We start from the raw sequence: 19749 nt of genomic DNA, 5'->3' as shown, positions 1-19749 counted from the left end.
GCGCAATGCCACCAATGATAGCAGAGCGCCCGGCATTGTCAATATCGGCTCTGTCGAAAGAAATTGTCATTCTTTTTCCACCTCTTTCCCCTTGCCTTCAGTGAAGTACCACGAAAACACCTCCTTCGTTACCGGGACAGCGAAATAGCCTTCGTTCTCCTGCCCCTCGACCAAGACAACCAGGGCGATGGTTGGATGGTCATAAGGAGCAAACGATTCGAACCATCCATGAGTTTTCTTCTCAGCGCCAAATTGTGCTGTTCCCGTCTTCCCGGCAACAGCAACCGGCAAACTCGCAAGCGACTGCGCCGTCCCAACATTTTCCGTCACGGTCATACGCATGCCCTCACGGACTATCTTGAGAATCGACGGGTCGATCACGTTTCGGCGAAGAGCTTCGGGCGCCACCGCTTGCATAGTTCCGTCACGAGAACGGATTTGACCGACCACTCTCGGCTTCCATAGTGTTCCGCCATTTGCAATGGCCGCTGTCGCATTTGCCAACTGTATGGGCGTTGCCAATACAAACCCCTGTCCGATCGATGCATGGTAGGTGTCGCCGATATACCACCGCTCACCTATTTTGTTTTCTTTCCAAGCAGCCGTCGGCAGAAGCCCCCTTTTCTCCCCGGAAATATCAATCCCCGTTTCCGATCCAAATCCGAATCGCTCTTCATATTCATTCATTTTTTCCATGCCAAGTCCGCGGATATTCCCATACCCGCCGCCGACGCTGTAGAAATACACGTCGCTTGATACGGCGATTGCGTGGCGGACATCGGTAAACCCGTGAGCTTTCCAATCGCCAAACGAGAATCCTGCCACGGTAATTCCGCCACGGCTTTCTATCTGCGTACTTGGCGTCACTACTCCCTCAGCAAGCGCCGCGCTCGCCAAAAATGGCTTAATCGTCGATCCGGGCGGGTACTCACCGGCAAGCGCCCGATTAAACAAAGGGAGCGCATCATCGCCGATCAGCTCAGTATAATTCACCGAATCAATCCCTCCTGCAAAGAGATTATTGTCGAACGATGGAAGACTCACGAGTGCCAAGACACTTCCGTCACGCGGGTCAATCGCAACGGCCGCGCCTTTCCGCAAGTCCGCCTTTTCAAGCGCCGAACTCAAACTATCGAAGAGTCTCTTCTGAAGATCGGCATCGATATTCAGAATAAGATCATTTCCCGGTTCCGGATCGAATACGCCGAGTGCCTTTTTGATTGCTCCGCGAGAATCCACTTCGACCCGATCAGCGCCGCGCTTCCCGCGAAGTTCCGATTCGTAGCTCTTTTCAATGCCCTGCTTTCCAATGGAATCAATGGGCAGATATTCCGGATATTTATCAAGTTCTTCCTTGCGGATCTTCCCCTCATATCCCAAGATATGCGAAAAGATCAATCCGTCTTGGTATTCGCGCACAGCGGATCTCTCAAGCGATATGCCAGGAAACTCCACTGCTCGCGCCGAAAAGAGAAGCACCTCGTCCTGCGTAAGCGAACTCTTAAGCACAATCGGCAGAGAAAACGTGCCGCCCGCCGACTGAATCGCAGACGACCACTCATCCGAATCAAAGGCGATAATATTCCGCAGACGTTCGACAAGAGCGCGACGATCCCCTTCCGTCTTCGGAAGATCCGCCGGCGTCGCAAGAAGTTCCATACTCGGAACATTGCGCACAAGCTGTTTTCCATACCGATCGAAAATAAGCCCGCGCGGTGCGGAGAGCAGCACATTTCGCACGCTGTTCCGCACGGCAACATCTTGATAGTATCCCCCCTTCACTACGTTCAAGAAAAAGACCCGTGCTCCGAGCAACACAAGAACGCTCGCAAAAAATACTTGGAGCCACCGCGCCAGTCCGCGATGCAACGGCGCTTCGAGCCGAGCCGCATCTTTCTCGGTTATGGTCAGTACCGCATCGTCGATTTCCATGCCGCGGTACCGTGAAGAATTCCCAAAGAGACTCATAGAATATAACAAGGAACTCCATTATACCCTATTTCTCCCGCACCGCTATTATTCCGATACCTCCCAACCACACCCACACAAAACCCAGCAATATGCCGGAATTGAAAAGATTAAACACTGTAAAACCGACCCATGAGAGAAGGAAAAACACTGCGATGGCGCGGTACGAACCTTGATCGGACTCTCGCGCACTGACAAAGAATCTCCGGAGAGCATACAGCGGGACCAGCGTCCACAGCATCAAGAAGGAAAGCGCACTTATCAATCCGCCGCCGAGCCACGCCTCGAGAAAGGCGTTGCTCGCATTGAGCGACGCGCCTCGGTCATCCGTTCCAAGAATATTCCCGATGCCACCCCATCCGATACCGAAGAGCCAGTGCGAGACAAGTATCTCTGTCGTTTTCTGTGAGATAGCCCGTCGAGCTTCAATACTCGGGTCGGGACGGAATACCGTCGTCACGAATTTCCCCGCAGCCTGTTCGGCGTTCATATCTTCCAATCGGATAAATCGACAGCCATAGGAGGCCAGCTCGGAAACACTCTCAATACTCTTCGGCAATACCCCAGACGTATCGCAGGAAACCGTAATTTCTTGTTGCCCCGACGCAGTACTCCCAGCCCGATCCGTAAGGTCGAAGGTCGTCAGTCGAAACCCTCGTATCACCAAAATCGCCGCCACAAAAGACAGGGCGATAATGACATATCCCTTCGCCATCCGCGTCCACTGCCAAGAACGCAAACGCCATGAGTCTTCCCAAAGCAGGAGCATCGGAAAGAGAAATGAAGACAGAGCAAATCCAACCCAAGCACTCCGAGCCACGGTCAGCAAGATTCCAGTCCAAGAAAGTGCCAGAAAAGCAAACGACAAGAGGAGCACTGCAGACTGCCTGAAAGTTCTCCGACACCGGTCACTCAACAGATGCCCCGAGAGCATCTCTCCTTCCGTCACCCTATTTCGAGTGAGATCAAGAAAAAGCAATGCGAGCGCAATCGTTCCCGAAAGAATAAAGAACATACCGAGCCAATCCGGCTCGGAGAAGAATGCATTCGGACGCCCGGGCATTACCTCAAAAGCGGCGTGTCCGGCAGTGAAGCGAACGCTCTGCCACAACGCAAAAAGTGCCGTACCTACCGAAGAAAGCACCAGGAAGAGCACTATGCGACGCGCATCGCGCGCTCCTCCCAAGAATTGCCGCGAGAGGAAATATATCGCTACAAAAGAGAATACGACGACTGCTTGCTTAGCGGCACTCGGCACATCAGCGGAACAACTTATAGAAAGAACTCCTCCTATACCGAAGATGATCGGTAGAGTGTCAAACCATCGGAAACGCATGATCGGAAACGGAAGTCGCTTCGTCGCAAATCGAATGCCCATCGAGAGCAATATGACACCGGAAAGAAGTTGGTACGGTCGGAGAGAAAGAGGCAACACCCCCGGTGAAATATCAACCATCTCAAATGGAAGGAGTGCGAGAAATATCAAAAATGCCCACCCAGGACGGTAGAGCGCAAAGAAAAATGCCAAGATGGAAAAGAAAATAAAGTCCGTTATACCCAGAGGAAAGACTTGGGAATTTCCAAAGAAAAAGAGTAGTATTGAAACCAAAAAGGCGCCCAACAACAGCACCCCCTCAGTCATGCGAATCATAAACATATGTTTTGAGAGAGAAGAACCTGTTGCATGCATGTTCAGGTATCAACGCCTCCGATAGCCGATCGAAGCAACTTCCTGGAGAATTCATTCCACGAGAAGAGTGCGGACCGTTCCCTGCCACGTTTGGAGAGCATCTCTCGAATTTCCCGATGGGAGAGCGCATTTCGAACTGTCGATGCAATGTCCTCCACATCATCCGGACGACAATAGAGTACCGCATCTTTTCCCACCTCGGGAAGCGACGAGCTCTTCGATGTTACAACCGGCGTCCCCACACTCATCGCCTCCAAGACCGGCAGCCCAAACCCTTCGTAGAGCGATGGGTACAGGAAAAGCTTTGCTCCCACATAGAGCGCCGGCAGATCACGCTGCGGCACCGAATCAAGAATGCGGACATACGGCAGAAGATCCAAATCCTTCACCAGGCGCTCGACATCCGTCACGAGCGGCGAGAGCTCCGGCATGAGCTTCCCGGAAACAACCAGGGGCGGCGTCGGAGGGGCCAGATGATCGGACTTTTCCCGATCAAGAAGTGCGCGGTACGCACGAAGCACGCCCTCGGCATTCTTGCGCCACTCGAGTCCGCCGCCGAAATAGAGATAGCCCGGCGAGAGACGGTACTTCCGCATTACCTCTGCGCTTCGCTCCGAAGTTGCTGCTCGCTTGAATATCGGGTCGACATCGATACGATTCACCGACACGGACGACGGCGCGATGCCGAGATGCCGTATCAAATCTTTCTCCGTGTGCGACGACACTGCATAGAGTTTATCTGCATGCCGAATGCCGTGCTCGACCGATTTCCAATAATATCGCTTCCGCCAATTGTTGAGATACTGAGGGAAAAGTTTCGGAATAATATCGTGCACCAGCATGATATGCCGAATACTCTTCGGCATCACCGTCGCCGACTGATAGAGACTGATAAACACATCGCAGCCGTCGCGCTTCGCCTGCTTCGGCACAAGACACCGTTCCCACCACCACTTTCGCACCAGATCATCGCGCTTCCAAAATGGCAGCGTCACCCGTGTTTGAAAATGTTTCGGAATGTTTATCCCGTTTGGAAGTTCTTCTTCAAGATACAGAATAAATTCCACACGAGAACTCTCCGAAACCTTGTGCAAGAAATTCAACGTCACTTGCCCGATTCCAGTATCCGGTTTCCGCGCAAACGACGCATTGATACCGACACGCATAGCAATACTTTATGATGCCTCCATTGTAGCACGGAATAGAAGAATTACTCGCGCTCCAACACCAAGAACTCATACCGGAAGCCCTCTGATTCCCGTGCTTCTCGGCTCATCACTTTCGAAAATATTTTCTCATACTCCGGAAAAAACGCATCGCCATGGAAATCACCATGAATAAGCGTGAGATAGAGCCGGTCGGCACACGAAAGCGCTTGCCCATACACCATGCCGCCGCCAATCACAAATATCTCCTCACTCCCCGGAGCACTCTTCGCCTTTTCCAGTGCATTTTCCAAAGACCGCACAATCACGATACCATCCGGCGCGTCCAGCCATTCCATGTCCGAGAGCACGATATTCGTCCGATTCGGAAGCACCCGCCCAATCGAAAGAAACGTATTCCGCCCCATGATGATCGGATGCCCTGTTGTGAGCGCCTTAAATCGCTTCAAATCTTCCGGAATATGCCACGGCAATTTCCCCTTGTCCCCGATCACCCTATTCCCCTCGCCAATTGCAACGATAATGCTGATCATATAGAGTTTTGAAAATACCTTGTAGGATTGACACAGTATAACCAAAATTGATATTGCGTGGTCGCAGTAGGGGTCACTATAGCAGTCATTCAATAATCCGAAGCAAGGTAGAAACAATGGCAATGAGTACAAAGTGGCAATCGAGAGCTTCCACAGTCTATCTCTTCGCAGTGCTGATTCTTGGGGGAATGACAATGTTTACCCCAACAACCGAAAGCACGCCTATGCTCGAGAAACTTCTCATAGCTATCCTAGCAATTACTGCCCTAGGTTTTTTCCTTATCCTCATGTTGCTTGAGGATTTTCTAATAACTCAAGAACAAGAAGCTAAAGATCCTCAGTAAACAGGAGATCCATCTCCAACCAAACCTTCCCAAAACACCGGGGAGGTTTTCATTTACCTCTTATTTTCCTTCTTTGACTTTTTGGCATAGGCTTTCCATGATTTTGAACTCACCCCGCCAACTAGAGCCATACGCGCTTTAAGAGGAGAATGTGACTGATACCCAACCAACTTTACCTGTTCTGGATGAAAATCATCTATGCCCCGAAACGTTGAGCTTATTCTCACTTTCGGAAACGGAAGCGGCTTCCGTTGCAGTTGCTCTTTCACTTGATCCATATGATCCTCATATATATGCGCATCGCCAAAAGTATGAACAAATTCTCCCGGTTTATACCCAGTCGCCTTGGCGATAAGAAACGTCAAGAGCGCATAGCTCGCAATATTAAACGGGACACCAAGAAAGATATCCGCCGACCGTTGATACAAATGAAGTGAGACACGACGATTCTTTACATTCAACTGATACATATTATGGCAAATCGGAAATCGAAGCGCCTCTTCCGGTTTCGCCATAGTGTAGAGATATTCTGGATTCCATGACGTTACAATTGCATTATGACAATCCGAGTCACGAGTAATCTCTTCTACCGCCCATCGTAGCTGATCAATAGTTCGACCATCTTTCGCTGGCCACCGCCGCCACATCTCGCCATAAATATTCCGCAATTCTCCAAACTTCTTTGAAAAAGAAAGATCAGTTTTAATCTTCTCGACAAATTCTTCTTTCGTTATTTCGGGAAGATGTTCTTTTTCCATCCGTTCTCGATACAGCCGATAAGGATAGTCATCCCAAATGTGCACACCATTTTCGACTAGAAACCGAATATTCGCCTGCCCAGACAAAAACCAAGCAAGTTCATACACGATTCCTTTCCAGTAAGTTTTTTTGGTAGTAAGAAGGGGGAATCCTTCCGAAAGATCAAAACGAATCTGCCGTCCAAAGACACTCTTGGTGCGATCACCAGTCCCTTTATCTTCCTGCCATACACCGTTCTTCAATATATCTTTCAGGAGATCGAGGTATTGATACTCAGGATGCTTTTTCATAATGATTTTGCATTAATTGTTCTCCGATACTCATCCCAATCTTGCTTCATTCGACTAAACAGTGGTTTTCCAATTTCTTTACTCAGTTCAAAATGAAGTTTGTCGAATTTTCGGATTTTCCTTTCAATAGAGTTTCTCAAACCTTCTTTAACAGCCCATTCGATATAGAGCATAGAAAGCCGCTTGTCTGCAGGCAAGGCAATAGCATCAGCATCTTTTATAACTTTCATCTCAACACCTTCTTTGTCTTGATAAGAAACAAGTCGCTTCAGTCTCTCCAATCGTTCAGGAGATAACCCTAATGTTTCCAGAAACGGCTCAGCAACAATGAGATTGAAGGATTCATGTTCAAAATGCAAAGTCTCCTCATCTGCTTCATATGTTTTCCCAATGTCGTGCAACAGAGCTCCAAGTATCACAAGTAATTTATCGCATACAACATTCGCTCCAATCATTCCAGCAAAAGAGGCGACTGTGCAGCTATGGTTGTACATTACACTCCAGTCGTTAAAACTAAAATGCGGATGTGCAACGAAAGAATCCTTTACAAACTGTTTCGAACGCTCAATAATATCCTGTTCGGGCTCTGAAAACATAGACGATTACTTATTCCTCTTTCTACTTTGTTTTGTTTTTACCGCTGCAGCTTCCCTTTTTGGCGCTTTGAAGTTCTCCCAGTTATTCTCATGAAACCGACCGGTTTCGCTGTAGTCATGCGATACCGGCGTCGAAAGCGGCGAAAAAACCAGCTGCGCTATCTGCATACCCGGACGAAGCACGATCGGCATACGATTTATATTCGAAAGCTCCAGCGTAATATTGAGGTAATGCCCCGGGTTTATAAGCCCAGCGGTATTGTGCACCACGAGCCCGATACGCGCGAGACTCGACTTTCCGGAAATCTGGATAAGATAGGTTTTGCTCCCAACAAAGTCCCTAACGCGCCCCAGCACCGTTTCGCCCGGATAGAGATAGAACGCTTCGCCTTCTTTTACATGATGTTCTTTCGTCTTCGGAAAGATTTTCTTTTCCGGATCAATGACCAGCGTAGTATACGCATCCGTCACGATAAACTTATTATCCAGAATCACATCATAACTTGCCGGCTGCAAGCGATTCGCGTCAAATCCACGCAAGGTAATGTCTTTCTTCTTTACTGCCGCAAGAATGTCTTTGTCAGAGAGATACATAGTCGTTTCTGAAAATCGGTTGAAAGAGACTGCTGGAATTATTCGATCACAAATATTTTGTCCGTTCCATAATATTCAGGCCAGTGTTCATTGTAGTAGGCAAACATCCTTTCAAGGCGATCCTGCGGAAGTTCTTTGACGCCAAGTCCATCCATAAATTCCAGAAGTTCTTTCTTCGCACCGTCTGCTTCGTTCGCATCATGTACAATTTTTTCAAACTCAGCCACATATCCATATCCAGCATTCCGATCAAGGCACACGGAGACATTTCCCGCTTTATACTCTTCTCGATCACGCGACCACTTTGCCTGGTATTGGAATCCGGATTCGAGAAGCAATGCATCCAATTTCTCAAGTGAAAGATCCGGTGTTTCTTCTTCAAATTCCATACGGGAAACACCGTTAGAACTCGTCATATCATCAAGGGATGCCTTCACCACAAAAAGCATTTTCCCGTCCGATTGCCGTGTCCGAACCGAGTGATTCTTTCCCTCCCGAACAATCCGATGCAAATGGTCAAAATGCTCTCCGGACAAATACACTTGAATACTCTGAAGAAATTCCTCCCAATTCCCGACCAGAAAGTAGTGATTCAACTGCGAACTTTTCCGAACAAAACGCGCCGGCTCAGGAAGTTTTTTCAACCTCTCCTTGAGATCCTCGGCATGTTCTTTCTCCCCCAAGAGACTCTTAATCTCTATTTCAAAATGCGCCATAGGTTTTTGTTCTGAATTTTTCTACGAAGACGCTCTATGCATGCGCTAAGATCTCATTCACAATCCCATCAATAGCAACAAACAGTTCATCGGATGTTCCCTCATTGCGGACGATATAGTCGGCGCACTTTCCGATCTCTCCGATATCTTTCTCTGTTTCAAGTGTCGACTCTAATCGGCGGAATGTCTCAAGGTCCATCATATCATCCGATTTCTCTCCGCGCCGTCGTGAGCGCTCCCAGCGAAGACGCTGATCTGCTGTCACATAAATAACGGCATGCCTTGCAAATGATCGGACAAAATCGGCGTCTTCCGCATAGCGAATGCCGTTTATGGAAAAGACGCCGGTACCGGCGGCGCGTATACGACGATCAACCGCCTGTATGAATATATCGCGGCCAAAGCGTTCCTTGAACGTGCTCCCCACCCACGACTGATCCTCCCGGCTCGGCTGGTCAAAGAACAACCGCAAAAGCTCCTTGATCGGATCGGAAAAGCGAAGCGGCACCACACTGTAACGACGCTCCAAGTATCCGGCAACCATATCCTTCCCGGAGCCACCTTCCCCCACGAGTCCGATCACTGTCGCATCATGCATACGCAGAATATATGCCAGCCACACCAACCCCTCCCAAAAGAGCCTTTTAGAGTATACACTAAAACCCTTCGCAGGACATCTTTAGAAAAATAGATAGCCCCCGGCGCCAGGGACTACCCATTGAATATCTTTAAAACTCAACATTCTGTGGCACCACCTATTGCCTACTTCGCTTTTTCATTCACTACTTCGAGAGCTTTGTCCATTTGAGGATCGCGATCGGCTTCGAAGTCATCGTTCGTACGTTCAACTTCGATATCCGGCTTGATGCCAATCTTGTTAATCTGTTCGCCATTGGGCGTGAGCCAGCGCGCGACCGTCACCTTGAGCGATGCGTCTTTCGAAACAGGGAGTAATTCCTGAACAGAGCCCTTGCCGAATGACGTCTCACCGATAAGAGTCACATTGTCGCGATTCTCACGAAGCGCCGCCGAAAGAATTTCAGCTGCACTCGCCGATCCCTCATTGATAAGTACAACTGTCGGTATGCCGCTCAAAACATCGCCACCGCGCGTTGAAAGCGTTTCACGATTCTTCTCGCTATCTTCTTCGAGTACCACCGGCTTTCCCTTAGGAATCATAAAGCTTCCGATATCCACTGCCGCATCAAGAAGCCCGCCCGGATCATCGCGAAGGTCAAGGACAATGCCACGCGTCGATCGCGACCGAATTTCTCTCACTGCCGCTGTAAATTCATCCGTCGTCTCTTCTCCAAATTGATTGATTTTCACGATCGCGATATCATCCCCTTTCCACTCCAGCTTCACGCTTTTTATAGTGATAGTCCCTCGATGCACTGTAATATCGCGCGTTTCCTTTTCTCCTTCGCGGAAAACCGTCAGCTTTACATCTGTTCCTTTTGGTCCACGCATTTTCTTCACCGCCTCCTCTATACCCATCTCCGCCGTACTTTCATCATCTATCTTGACGATCATATCGCCCGATCGAATGCCAGCCTTCTGTGCCGGACTATCGTCAAGCGGAGCAACAATTGTCAGAATTTTATTCTTCATCCCAATCTCGGCGCCGATTCCTTCAAAACTCCCCGCGATATCTTCTTGGAAAGATTTGTTCTCTTCCGGATCGAAAAAGGTGGTGTAGGGATCATCGGTCGCCGCGAGCATTCCTTTGATCGCGCCATAGAGAAGCGTCGTTGAGTCAAGGTGATCGCGATCAACAAATCGATCATGGACCAAGTCCCAGGTTTTCCAGAAAACACTTAAATCGGGACGATCTGAACTTTTAGCAGAAGAAAATATCGATGTTGCCGGCAACGAAAATGTCGATGATTCGTCCGAAACTTCTCGCATCTGTCCCCGCTCGACCCCAACAACATAGGAAACCGCCATCAAAAAAGCAATGAAAAAAACCCGAGCGACTGATGATCGTTTCTTTCTCTCACTCTTATTCTCAACTTCCGACGACATTTCATCCATACCGGAACAAGTGCTATTTCTCTAAAAATAAAGTATCTCGTAAATTCCCACGACAACCTGCTTTGCCATCTCTACGGAAGCGATGCGAACAAAGCGTGTATCTTGTCGTAAGTATCTCCCTTCGGCAACAAAATGTATCCCGCGCCACCGGTGTTCTCCGGCGCATAGAGCAGTCCGTTCTCGGAATTATCCACCACGACATCTTCCGCGAATTTCATGTCCTTATTCTCCAGGTAGAGGTCGAACAAGCGCTTCAACTCCCATCCTTCAAAGGTTGTCTGCACATTGTCGCCCAAACTATTGAGCAATGCGTTTACCTTGGTAAAGTCTGACAATGTCCCAAGACTCAATGCCTTCTCCTGAAAGGCCTGCATCACCGAGTGCTGACGCTTCGCACGCGCAAAGTCATTCGAAGTCACGCGTGCCCGCGAATAGCAGAGTGCCTGCTCGCCATTCAAGAGACTCGTCCCCGCCGGCAGATTGAATACACCGCCGCACTCGACATCTTTGTTGTAACACAATGGATACGACGCCACGAGTCGCCGCCTGCCGCTCCCGGTCGTCACGTATTTGTTCTCGTATTGCTGTGGACTGGTCGGCACCGTGAAGACAAGCGGATCGCAAACATGCGGCTCCCGAAACTGCATCGGTTCGGTAAAAGGTTCGGCGAGCGTAACCGATACGCCACCGACCGCATCAATCGCCTCTTCAAATCCCTTAAAATTCACCGAGGCGGCATACTGAATCGGTTGTCCGGTCACTTCAGAGAGAATCGTCTTCATCGCTTCAAGACCCTGGCCATCGCCCTTCTCTTCACCGTAGGCATGCACCGCATTTATCTTTTGTTTGTCCGAGGTGCCGGGAACGGTCACATAGAGGTCGCGCGGAATTGAGACGAGCGAGGCACGCGCCGTATCGCCCTCGCCGCTCTTCGGATGAAAAGACAAAACCATGATCGTATCCGCGAGGAGACCTCCGCCCTCAACACCCTTTCCACGCATGCCAAGAAGCGCGATATTGATTCGTCCTTCATCCTCACCGGAGAGTTTTTTCTCGACACCCGGCAGGGAATTTACGATATTCGAGAGAATACTTCCATTGGGAGCAATGCGACTCACAATCGAGTTTGCTTTCCACAAAGCTATACCTCCGAGAAGCAACAGGATACCCACTGTCCAGAGCAACACCTTCACCCAACGTCGCATCTTCTTTTTTGGCACTCCTGTCGGACGAGGAGAGGATGCGGACGGTCGAGACGACGAAAAACTTGACGATGTCCCAAAAGAACTCGAGCTCATAGTGTATGAAGAATACAAAAAGAAGAGAAAGACTGGAAACTAATGATCCATCCTTTTATGAAAACATATTTTCTCGTAGACAGCAAGAAGGTCTCGAGCACTTCGCTCCCAGGAGAAGCGTTGCGCTTGCTCGTATCCCTTCATTCGGAGCGTCGTCCGAACCGAATCGGAGAGACATGCCTCTTGAAGTGCGTCAGCGAAACGTCCACTCTCTTGCGGAGGCACAAACAACGCCGCATCGCCCCCCGCTTCCCGAAGGGCGGGAATATCCGCGGCAACAACCGGAACACCCTGACTCATCGCCTCAAGAATGGGGATGCCGAAGCCCTCGTAGTACGATGGGAAAACAAAAAGCATTGCAAGACGCATCACAATCGGGAGATCCTCCTGCTCGATAAATCCGGGAAATAATACCTCGCGTCCTATCCCCAACTGCAAAATTGTCTCATCAATTCGAACATCGAAATGATGCCCATTTCGATTGCCCACCAGCACCAACTTGACATCTTCATACTGACAGCGTTTTCGAAAATGATCGAACGCTTCCAATAACAGCGGGATATTTTTTCTCGGCTGCAAGGTTCCGACATAGAGAAGGAACTGCTGTGGAAGGCGATATTTGTCCCGCACCGCATCCTCTCGTCCTCTGTCCATCACTTCCATTTCTTCCAAAAAAAATCCCGGTGCGACGGCATTGTGTATCACAACCATCTTCTCTTCCGGCACAGAGTAATATTTTGCAACTTCCCGTTTCGTAAACTCCGAAGGAGTCACAATTATATCAGCACGACGAATGCTTCGAGGAATTAGCAGGCTCAAAAACCAACGATCAAACCAACCGATATACTCCGGGTATGCCCGAAACGACACGTCGTGTATATGTGTTATTACTTTTGTCCGACGCGGAACGAAGAACGGCACAATATACTGCGTGTGGTACACGTCGACCACATGCGCGCGAAGATACCTTGGCAACCACCATGCATTCCAGTCGAACTTATTGCTTGCCGGAAGACTGATGAACCGTACCCCTTTCCGACCGTCAATCGCACTGAGCCGCATCCGAAGCTCGCGAAGCTCTTCGTCTGTTCTATAGTCCAGAAAGAGAAGGTATTCGTTCTTCGTATCCAATTTCAAAAGTTCCCGAACCAAATTTAAAAAAACTACCTCGTCCCCGGTTCTTTGCCTGCCGATATTCCTAATATCTATACCTATCTTCATGATCCTATTTTAGCGCATACGGCACGACACACAAATATCCGTCGACTCTCTATCGCCGGCGACCAATCTTGGCGCGTTCAAAAAGATCCAAATACCGTTCAAAAGAAAAGGTGATCGGTAATGCGAGAGCGCATACGCCAATCGAAATGAGCAGCGATATCGGAATTTCCGTCCAGTGCACACCGGAGAAGAACGCTGAAAGAGAGACACTTTGATCAAAAACGAGAGGGAAAGCGAGAACTTCAATAAGGCGATACGCACCTTCAAAAAGCCACATCAAAGCACCAAGTAACAAAATTCGACCGGCATGGTATTCAAAAAGAATCTCTTTCGACGTGAGACTGAGAATAGCCGCAAACAAAACGAATTCTATCGACGCATGACCGAGTCTCCCGAGAGTAAGCGCGTCGAGAAAGAGCCCGGAGAGAATCGCCCACCTCCACGAATCGGAAAACCCTCGGAAAAGAGTGATCGAGACAACCAGGGCAAGGAGAATGGGGGGCGAGGCAACCGGCGAAAGAAAAATTGTATTCGAAAGAGACACTTGAACCAAAGCGCCAGCAAACAAAAATGCCGCACGAAAAAGAGCCGGTTTCATGACTTCGCATTCACAATGACGGACACAAACCGTATTCGATCGAGACGAATCGGAGATGCAAGCGTTGCGCGCTGAAACAATCGGTCGGCGGACGGCTCGATCGACGTTACTGATCCGATAAGCAATCCGCGCGGCATATCTCCGCCAAGACCCGAGGTGATCACCTCGTCTCCGGAAACAAGCGTATCCGACTGCAAAACCATATCCAATACGAGTCCCAATCCGTACTCACCACGCACTACGCCTCGCGCCTCATGCATCCCTGCCACCGCATTTATGGCGCTTCCGGAATCAGAAACCAGAAGTACGCGAGAAGAAAACGGCGTCATTTCTATCACTCGCCCGATAAACGTCCCCGAGCCCACAATAACCGCCATACCCTTCTCAACTCCGGAAGCTGTTCCCTTATTGATCAGTACAGCTCCACCGGACGACACATCGTCCCGACCGATCACTTCCGCCGAAAGAAGATTGAATGTATTCCGTGGCGCAAGCTGCAGCTCTTGCCGAAGCATTTCATTCTCTCTTGATTGATCGGCAAGCGCGACATTTTCGGCTTTGAGATTCGTATTTTCTTCCGATAGACGTTCATTCTCTTTCTTGAGCGTCCCGATAGATGCAAAGAAAGATGCGAGATGCCCCACATGATATCCGACAAACGCCGTCACGTTCTGTGCCGGGAATGCAATCGCGCCGAATACTGTTCTCGCAGAGAATGCGATAAATGGAGAATTCCAGAGGTACACCATGAGACACCCGACAATAATAATCGCGAGTTTCCCGAACTTGTTTCTCCAGAGAGTGCGGAACATTGCAGGAAGAGAAAAATAGAAGACAAAAAAAGAATGATGGAAAATGAAAATAGAAAAAAGAAGATCGGACCGGACGAAGAGCAATACGCGCATGCAACAGATCCGTTTCTTATCGAAGCGGCGTGCCTCGGTGATCTTCAACCAGCACTTCTTGCAAGCGCTCCATATCCTCAAGCACAACCCCCGTACCACGCACTACTGCCGTCAGCGGATCCTCCATCATGCGCACCGGTATACCGGTCTGATTAGCAAGCAGGCGATCAAGCCCTCGAATCAAACTCCCACCGCCGGCCAGAATGATCCCCCGCTGGAATATATCCGACAATAATTCCGGCGGCGTCTCTTCGATAATCGTTTTGATATTATTTACAATAATCCGAATGGAATGCGAAAGGCCCTCGCGAATCTGTTCGTCGGTTGCGATAATTTCCTTCGGTAAGCCACTCACCAGATCGCGACCGCGAATGGAGTGGGTCATCGTCTCTCGAAGCGGGTAGGCGCTTCCGATAGCGATCTTCGCCTCTTCGGCTGTCTTCTCTCCGATCAGAAGATTGAAGGCGTCGCGCGCATATCGCACAATATCCTCATTCATCTCATCGCCCGCAATACGAAGACTCCGAGACACTACCACACCTCCCAAAGAAATCACCGCGATCTCTGTCGTCCCGCCACCAATATCGACCACCATATTGCCCGAAGCTTCAATAACCGGTAACCGCGCTCCAATCGCCGCCGCCATCGGCTCATCAATCAAAAACGCTTCGCGAGCACCCGCATTCATCGTCGCTTCAATCACCGCGCGCCGTTCCACCTCCGTCACTCCGGATGGCACGCCCACCAATACTCTTGGCCGACGAAGAAATGCGAAGCCGCTATCGTGCACCTTGTTAATGAAAAATCGGAGCATTTGCTGCGTGATTTCGAAATCACTCACCACACCGTCGACCAAGGGGCGCGTTGCTACAATATGCCCGGGTGTCTTTCCTACCATGCGCTTGGCATCGCGCCCGATCGCAAGAATTTGCCCCGTCCGCTGATTCACTGCCACAACCGACGGTTCATTGATCACAATCCCTTTCCCTCGCACGTAAACCAGCGTATTCGCGGTCCCCAAATCAATACCGATATCCTGCGAAAACCGCCCGAATACCATATCGGACACCTGCTTCCGGCGGCGCCGATACCGATTCTTTAAAGAGTTGGCCGCACCCGATTCCATATCATTGCGCAAAAAAATCCCAGACGAATACGTCCTTGATTCACCGTATCAAAAATACCCCAAAGGAACAAGGAGAAGATGATGCGACTACATCTATAAAATCCGGACAACTCGACCACGCGCTTGCAAGCTTCCTCTATATTCCCTTCTTCGTCTGCACGACAATCTCTCGAAAATCACGATGGAGTGAACGTGCAAAGATATCCACTTTCCGATCCATCGCTATTACTTCGTATCGAGAAACCATCAGACCGCAACTCTCAAGCCATGCGATAACCTGAGATTCATCTTTCCAATATATATGATGTTCCGGGATAGGATTTTCAATTTCAATAGGTAAGGAAAAAAGTATATTTGAAGAAGTATTAATTGACGATACGAATCGGCGTAGTGTTGATGTTGGGTCAAAAGCATGTTCAATGGAATCTTGGAGAATATACGTTTCATGCTCATGAGGAAAATCATCATTATTCATATCAAATTGTAAGAAGCTCACCTTCTCTTTCCATAATTCTTCCCAGAAAGAAAGAACCGCTTGTGCAAACTTAATACTGGAAACTTCAAAATCAGCCAGTACAATTCTTTTTGTTTGCTTACCCTGTAGAAGATATCGAACATATCTTTGAGGAACACCGAATCCAATTTCACAAACGGAACTCAAATCAGTGTCTTGCAAATACCTCCAGATAATCTCCTGGCGTTTTTCATGCCAGCTCCCGTGTAGATAGTTATGCAAATGCATTGCAAATCGCAAGGATTCGGAACTATACACTTCATTTGAATACTCTCGGATAGCAGTGTCCCAATACACCCATGCCGATTTTATTTGCTTTTCACTAATACCAAAATAGTTCCGAAGAAACCGGATCTCTTCAGAATGTTCACTGAGAACATCCTGAAAATATCGTTCAACCTCCCTCCTTATTCCGACATCAGACATAAAGAATATATCAATCCCTACGGAGTGAGGCGCTTCACGTCTCTTGGGAAGAGAACCGCTTGTTTGATGGTGGGAAGCCCCAAAAGCTGTTGAATGGTACGCTCCGATCCCCAACCCCAACCGCCATGCGGAGGACACCCGTAACGAAAGGTGTCAAGGTAATTTGAGAAATCATCCGGGTTCATACCGCGCCGTCTGATGGAATCAGCGAGCTTCTGATACTCATGGATGCGCTGTCCCCCTGTCACCAATTCAAGTCCGCGGAAAAGCAGATCGAAACTCTCGGTAAACTGCGGATCCTGACTTGGCATGGTATAGAACGGACGAATCGCCGTCGGATAATGCGTCAGGAAAACAAAATCAGAGCCTGTTTCCTTCTTCACATACTCGCAGATCATTCGCTCGCCCTCGGGATCGATGTCAATTTCTCCATTTTCCATCTTTTTTCCGTATTCCTTCTCAAGAATATGGAGCGCCTCCGTCAGCTTCATGCGCGGAATCGGCACGCGCTCCGGAACAGCCGCACCCCATTGTTCAAGCTCTTCTTTTCCCTTCTCACCTATTTTCTCACAGACTTCAAAAAGAATGCTTTCAAGCTCGCCCATCACGTCACTGACATTCTCGATAAACGCCATCTCAGCATCGAGACTGATATATTCGTTCACATGCCGCGTTGTGAAATGAGGCTCCGCACGAAATACCGGACCGATTTCAAACACTCGCTCGAAGACGCTCGCGCCCGCCTGCTTGTAAAATTGCGGACTCTGTGCCAAGAACGCATCCCGGTCGAAGTATTTTATCTTGAAAAAGTTTGCTCCGCCTTCCGTTGCCGCGTTGACAATCCTTGGCGTCTTCACTTCGAGAAACCCTCTCGATCGCAGCGCTTCGGAATACGATGAGAGAAGCAGACCGTACAGTCGAAAGATCGACTGTGTCTTTCGATTCCGAAGAGAAAAGGTGCGATTATTGAGCAGTGTATCAAGGTGGAGATTCTCAAGACCGCCTTCGGCAACTTCAAACGGCAGCGGACTCTCGGGAACAGAGAGCACTCGCAGCGTCTCAACTTCCACTTCTATGCTCCCTGACGTTGTCGACCGCTCCGCACCGCCCGGTCGGAGCTTCGCCACACCGGTTACTTCGATTACACATTCGTTCCGACACTCTTTTGATGCGGCATACGCCATTTCATGATCCGGAATCACCACCAGCTGCACCGTCCCACTTCTATCGCGCATATCGAAGAAGACGATTTTTCCGTGATCGCGACGCATATTGATCCAGCCTTTGAGTTGGATTTTCTTACCAATATGCTTCGGGGCTTCCGCGATAAGTGTTCGTTCCATATCCATACCGATCATTTATTGATTAAACATTCTCCCCTTCAAACATCGAAGCGCCTCACGCTGATATATTCGGGACGTTTGAGATGGATATCCCTTTCCGATCCGTACTGCTTGCTTGCGCTTCAAACTGATGCAAAAATCGCGTCACCTCAACAATCAGTTCGGAGGGAGAAACTTCCGTTTTCGAGATAAAGCCGCTCGCACCAAGAGCTACGGCCCGATCCCGGTCATCCTTCTCGCTCAAACTACTAAACATCACGATCTTGATATCGGAATTGTAGCCGTTTTTCGGATTGCGAAGCTTTTCCAAAATCTCCATTCCGCTCATCTCCGGTAAGACAATATCGAGTAGCACCAGGTCGAATGATTCTGTCCGCAAAATATCCAAAACAGCCTTCCCTGAAGCGGCAATGCGCACTTCAAACCCGGCAGCGGAGAACTTCCGCTGATAAATCTCCGAGATCATCGGATCATCTTCAACCAATAATACTCGTGCCATAAATATACGGCTACACATCCTATCGCCCCTTTGCCTTATCGCACAGGTACATTCCTTTCACTCTAGGTCCCAATAAGGAAACATGCAAGCTGTCGACCATAAACATAGTGAGCTACATTTTCACTGGAATCGCCATTTAACGGCGTATTTTATCCATGATCGGATATGTTCACGCGCTAAGCGACTCGTAAAAGGTGCGATAAACCACCGAGAACGGGCGCTCCCGCGAGCATGATCGTGCACCACGATAGCATCAGGACAATACACTACGCGCAGACCTTCCCGCCAAGCGCGCCGGCACAGATCAATGTCTTCAAAATACATAAAGAACCGCTCATCAAACCCTCCGATACAATGATAGAGGTCGGCACGAATCAAAAGACACGATCCCATCATCCAATCGACATCTCTCGTCTGCTGGTGATCGAAATCCGTCATGAGATATCTTCCGAGGTGATGCGGCGCAAATCGTCCAAGAATCGTGCGCCGAAGAATCGGCGTCCACACTTTCGGAAAACGCAGACACGAATACTGAAGCGTGCCATCCGGATTGAGAAGCTTCGGCCCGGCAATACCCATATCCTCGTGATTCTTCATCATATCGAAGAGCTGTCGAATCGCATCCGGACGAACGATTGTGTCCGGATTGAGGATAAGAAGGAAACTCCCTCGCGCCTGTCGAGCACCCAGATTGTTTCCGCTCCCCATGCCGCTGTTTGTCTCATTTCGCACAAAGATCACCTCCGGGAATTCCTGGCGAAATTCCTTGCCGAAATCGTCCGCCTCACTATTGTCAACTATGATGATTTCATGAGAAATCCCCGACAGATCAGCTTTTTTCAAAGAAAAAAGACAGTTCCGAGTTTTCTCTCGGCTTCGATAATTCACCAAAATAATACTTACATCCATAGCGTCTCAGTGCCGGAAAAGACCGGGAATCATCTGTTTTCCGTGCCCCTATTGTACAATACCCCCCGGAGAAAGTATACTGTTCGGAGGGTTTCGAACATCGCAACGCAATCCGCTCCACCCCTCATACCAATCATCCATTCCCGTCTCTGTAGCTCAGTGGATAGAGCGTCTGGTTCCGGTCCAGAAGGCCGCAGGTTCGATTCCTGCCAGGGACACA

At 49.2% G+C, this 19749-nt stretch carries 19 protein-coding genes and 1 tRNA gene; 1 reads left to right on the top strand and 19 read right to left on the bottom strand.

Annotation, left to right across the window (positions count from 1 at the left end):
• Positions 1–66: 66 nt before the first annotated feature.
• The 19 genes from mrdA to IPK84_05010 form a co-directional block, all read right to left on the bottom strand.
• Positions 67–1968 carry a penicillin-binding protein 2 gene (mrdA, locus tag IPK84_05100; GenBank protein ID QQS15708.1) on the bottom strand — a complete coding sequence of 634 codons (1902 nt, stop codon included), beginning with the start codon at positions 1966–1968 and terminating at the stop codon, positions 67–69.
• A gap of 28 nt (positions 1969–1996) precedes the next feature.
• Positions 1997–3619, bottom strand: coding sequence for an O-antigen ligase family protein (locus IPK84_05095; protein ID QQS15707.1), 1623 nt, complete (start codon positions 3617–3619; stop codon positions 1997–1999).
• A gap of 41 nt (positions 3620–3660) precedes the next feature.
• Positions 3661–4824 carry a glycosyltransferase family 4 protein gene (locus IPK84_05090; GenBank protein QQS15706.1) on the bottom strand — a complete coding sequence of 388 codons (1164 nt, stop codon included), beginning with the start codon at positions 4822–4824 and terminating at the stop codon, positions 3661–3663.
• Positions 4825–4868: 44 nt separating this feature from the next.
• A complete protein-coding gene (locus IPK84_05085) occupies positions 4869–5357 on the bottom strand; it encodes a dihydrofolate reductase (GenBank protein ID QQS15705.1) in 489 nt (162 codons plus the stop codon).
• A 397-nt stretch (positions 5358–5754) separates the two neighbouring features.
• Positions 5755–6750, bottom strand: coding sequence for a thymidylate synthase (locus IPK84_05080; protein QQS15704.1), 996 nt, complete (start codon positions 6748–6750; stop codon positions 5755–5757).
• Entirely contained in the window at positions 6747–7346 is a 600-nt protein-coding gene (locus tag IPK84_05075) for an HD domain-containing protein (protein ID QQS15703.1), read from the bottom strand. Before IPK84_05075 ends, IPK84_05080 begins: the two co-directional genes overlap by 4 nt.
• Before the next feature lie 6 nt (positions 7347–7352).
• Positions 7353–7940, bottom strand: a complete 588-nt coding sequence (dcd, locus tag IPK84_05070; GenBank protein QQS15702.1) for a dCTP deaminase — start codon at positions 7938–7940, stop codon at positions 7353–7355.
• Positions 7941–7978: 38 nt separating this feature from the next.
• The gene (locus IPK84_05065; GenBank protein QQS15701.1) at positions 7979–8656 is read right to left on the bottom strand and encodes a CYTH domain-containing protein; all 678 of its coding nucleotides are present in this window, start codon (positions 8654–8656) and stop codon (positions 7979–7981) included.
• A 34-nt stretch (positions 8657–8690) separates the two neighbouring features.
• Positions 8691–9254 carry a hypothetical protein gene (locus IPK84_05060; protein QQS15700.1) on the bottom strand — a complete coding sequence of 188 codons (564 nt, stop codon included), beginning with the start codon at positions 9252–9254 and terminating at the stop codon, positions 8691–8693.
• Positions 9255–9418: 164 nt separating this feature from the next.
• A complete protein-coding gene (locus tag IPK84_05055) occupies positions 9419–10690 on the bottom strand; it encodes a S41 family peptidase (protein QQS15699.1) in 1272 nt (423 codons plus the stop codon).
• Positions 10691–10761: 71 nt separating this feature from the next.
• Positions 10762–11988 (bottom strand): LCP family protein, encoded by a 1227-nt coding sequence (locus IPK84_05050; protein ID QQS15698.1) that lies wholly within the window; start codon positions 11986–11988, stop codon positions 10762–10764.
• 39 nt (positions 11989–12027) lie between these two features.
• Positions 12028–13209, bottom strand: a complete 1182-nt coding sequence (locus IPK84_05045; GenBank protein ID QQS15697.1) for a glycosyltransferase family 4 protein — start codon at positions 13207–13209, stop codon at positions 12028–12030.
• A 49-nt stretch (positions 13210–13258) separates the two neighbouring features.
• Positions 13259–13807 carry a hypothetical protein gene (locus tag IPK84_05040; GenBank protein QQS15696.1) on the bottom strand — a complete coding sequence of 183 codons (549 nt, stop codon included), beginning with the start codon at positions 13805–13807 and terminating at the stop codon, positions 13259–13261.
• The gene (gene mreC, locus IPK84_05035) at positions 13804–14712 is read right to left on the bottom strand and encodes a rod shape-determining protein MreC (GenBank protein ID QQS15695.1); all 909 of its coding nucleotides are present in this window, start codon (positions 14710–14712) and stop codon (positions 13804–13806) included. The genes IPK84_05040 and mreC overlap by 4 nt, the downstream gene beginning before the upstream one ends.
• A gap of 16 nt (positions 14713–14728) precedes the next feature.
• A complete protein-coding gene (locus tag IPK84_05030; GenBank protein ID QQS16267.1) occupies positions 14729–15772 on the bottom strand; it encodes a rod shape-determining protein in 1044 nt (347 codons plus the stop codon).
• Positions 15773–15974: 202 nt separating this feature from the next.
• Positions 15975–16514 carry a hypothetical protein gene (locus IPK84_05025; GenBank protein QQS15694.1) on the bottom strand — a complete coding sequence of 180 codons (540 nt, stop codon included), beginning with the start codon at positions 16512–16514 and terminating at the stop codon, positions 15975–15977.
• A gap of 281 nt (positions 16515–16795) precedes the next feature.
• Positions 16796–18127 carry an aspartate--tRNA(Asn) ligase gene (gene aspS, locus IPK84_05020; protein QQS15693.1) on the bottom strand — a complete coding sequence of 444 codons (1332 nt, stop codon included), beginning with the start codon at positions 18125–18127 and terminating at the stop codon, positions 16796–16798.
• A gap of 49 nt (positions 18128–18176) precedes the next feature.
• Entirely contained in the window at positions 18177–18620 is a 444-nt protein-coding gene (locus tag IPK84_05015) for a response regulator (GenBank protein QQS15692.1), read from the bottom strand.
• Positions 18621–18740: 120 nt separating this feature from the next.
• On the bottom strand, positions 18741–19529 hold the full coding sequence (locus IPK84_05010; GenBank protein QQS15691.1) for a glycosyltransferase family 2 protein: 789 nt from the start codon (positions 19527–19529) through the stop codon (positions 18741–18743).
• A gap of 145 nt (positions 19530–19674) precedes the next feature.
• Between IPK84_05010 and IPK84_05005 the strand changes: the two genes are divergently transcribed.
• A tRNA-Arg gene (locus IPK84_05005) sits at positions 19675–19747 on the top strand.
• Positions 19748–19749: the final 2 nt, after the last annotated feature.

It is taken from the genome of Candidatus Moraniibacteriota bacterium (genome assembly GCA_016699875.1).
In the GTDB taxonomy this organism is placed as follows: Bacteria; Patescibacteriota; Minisyncoccia; order Moranbacterales; family UBA1568.
Note: the sequence above shows the minus strand (reverse complement) of the source record. Positions and strands in the feature narration are given on the sequence as shown.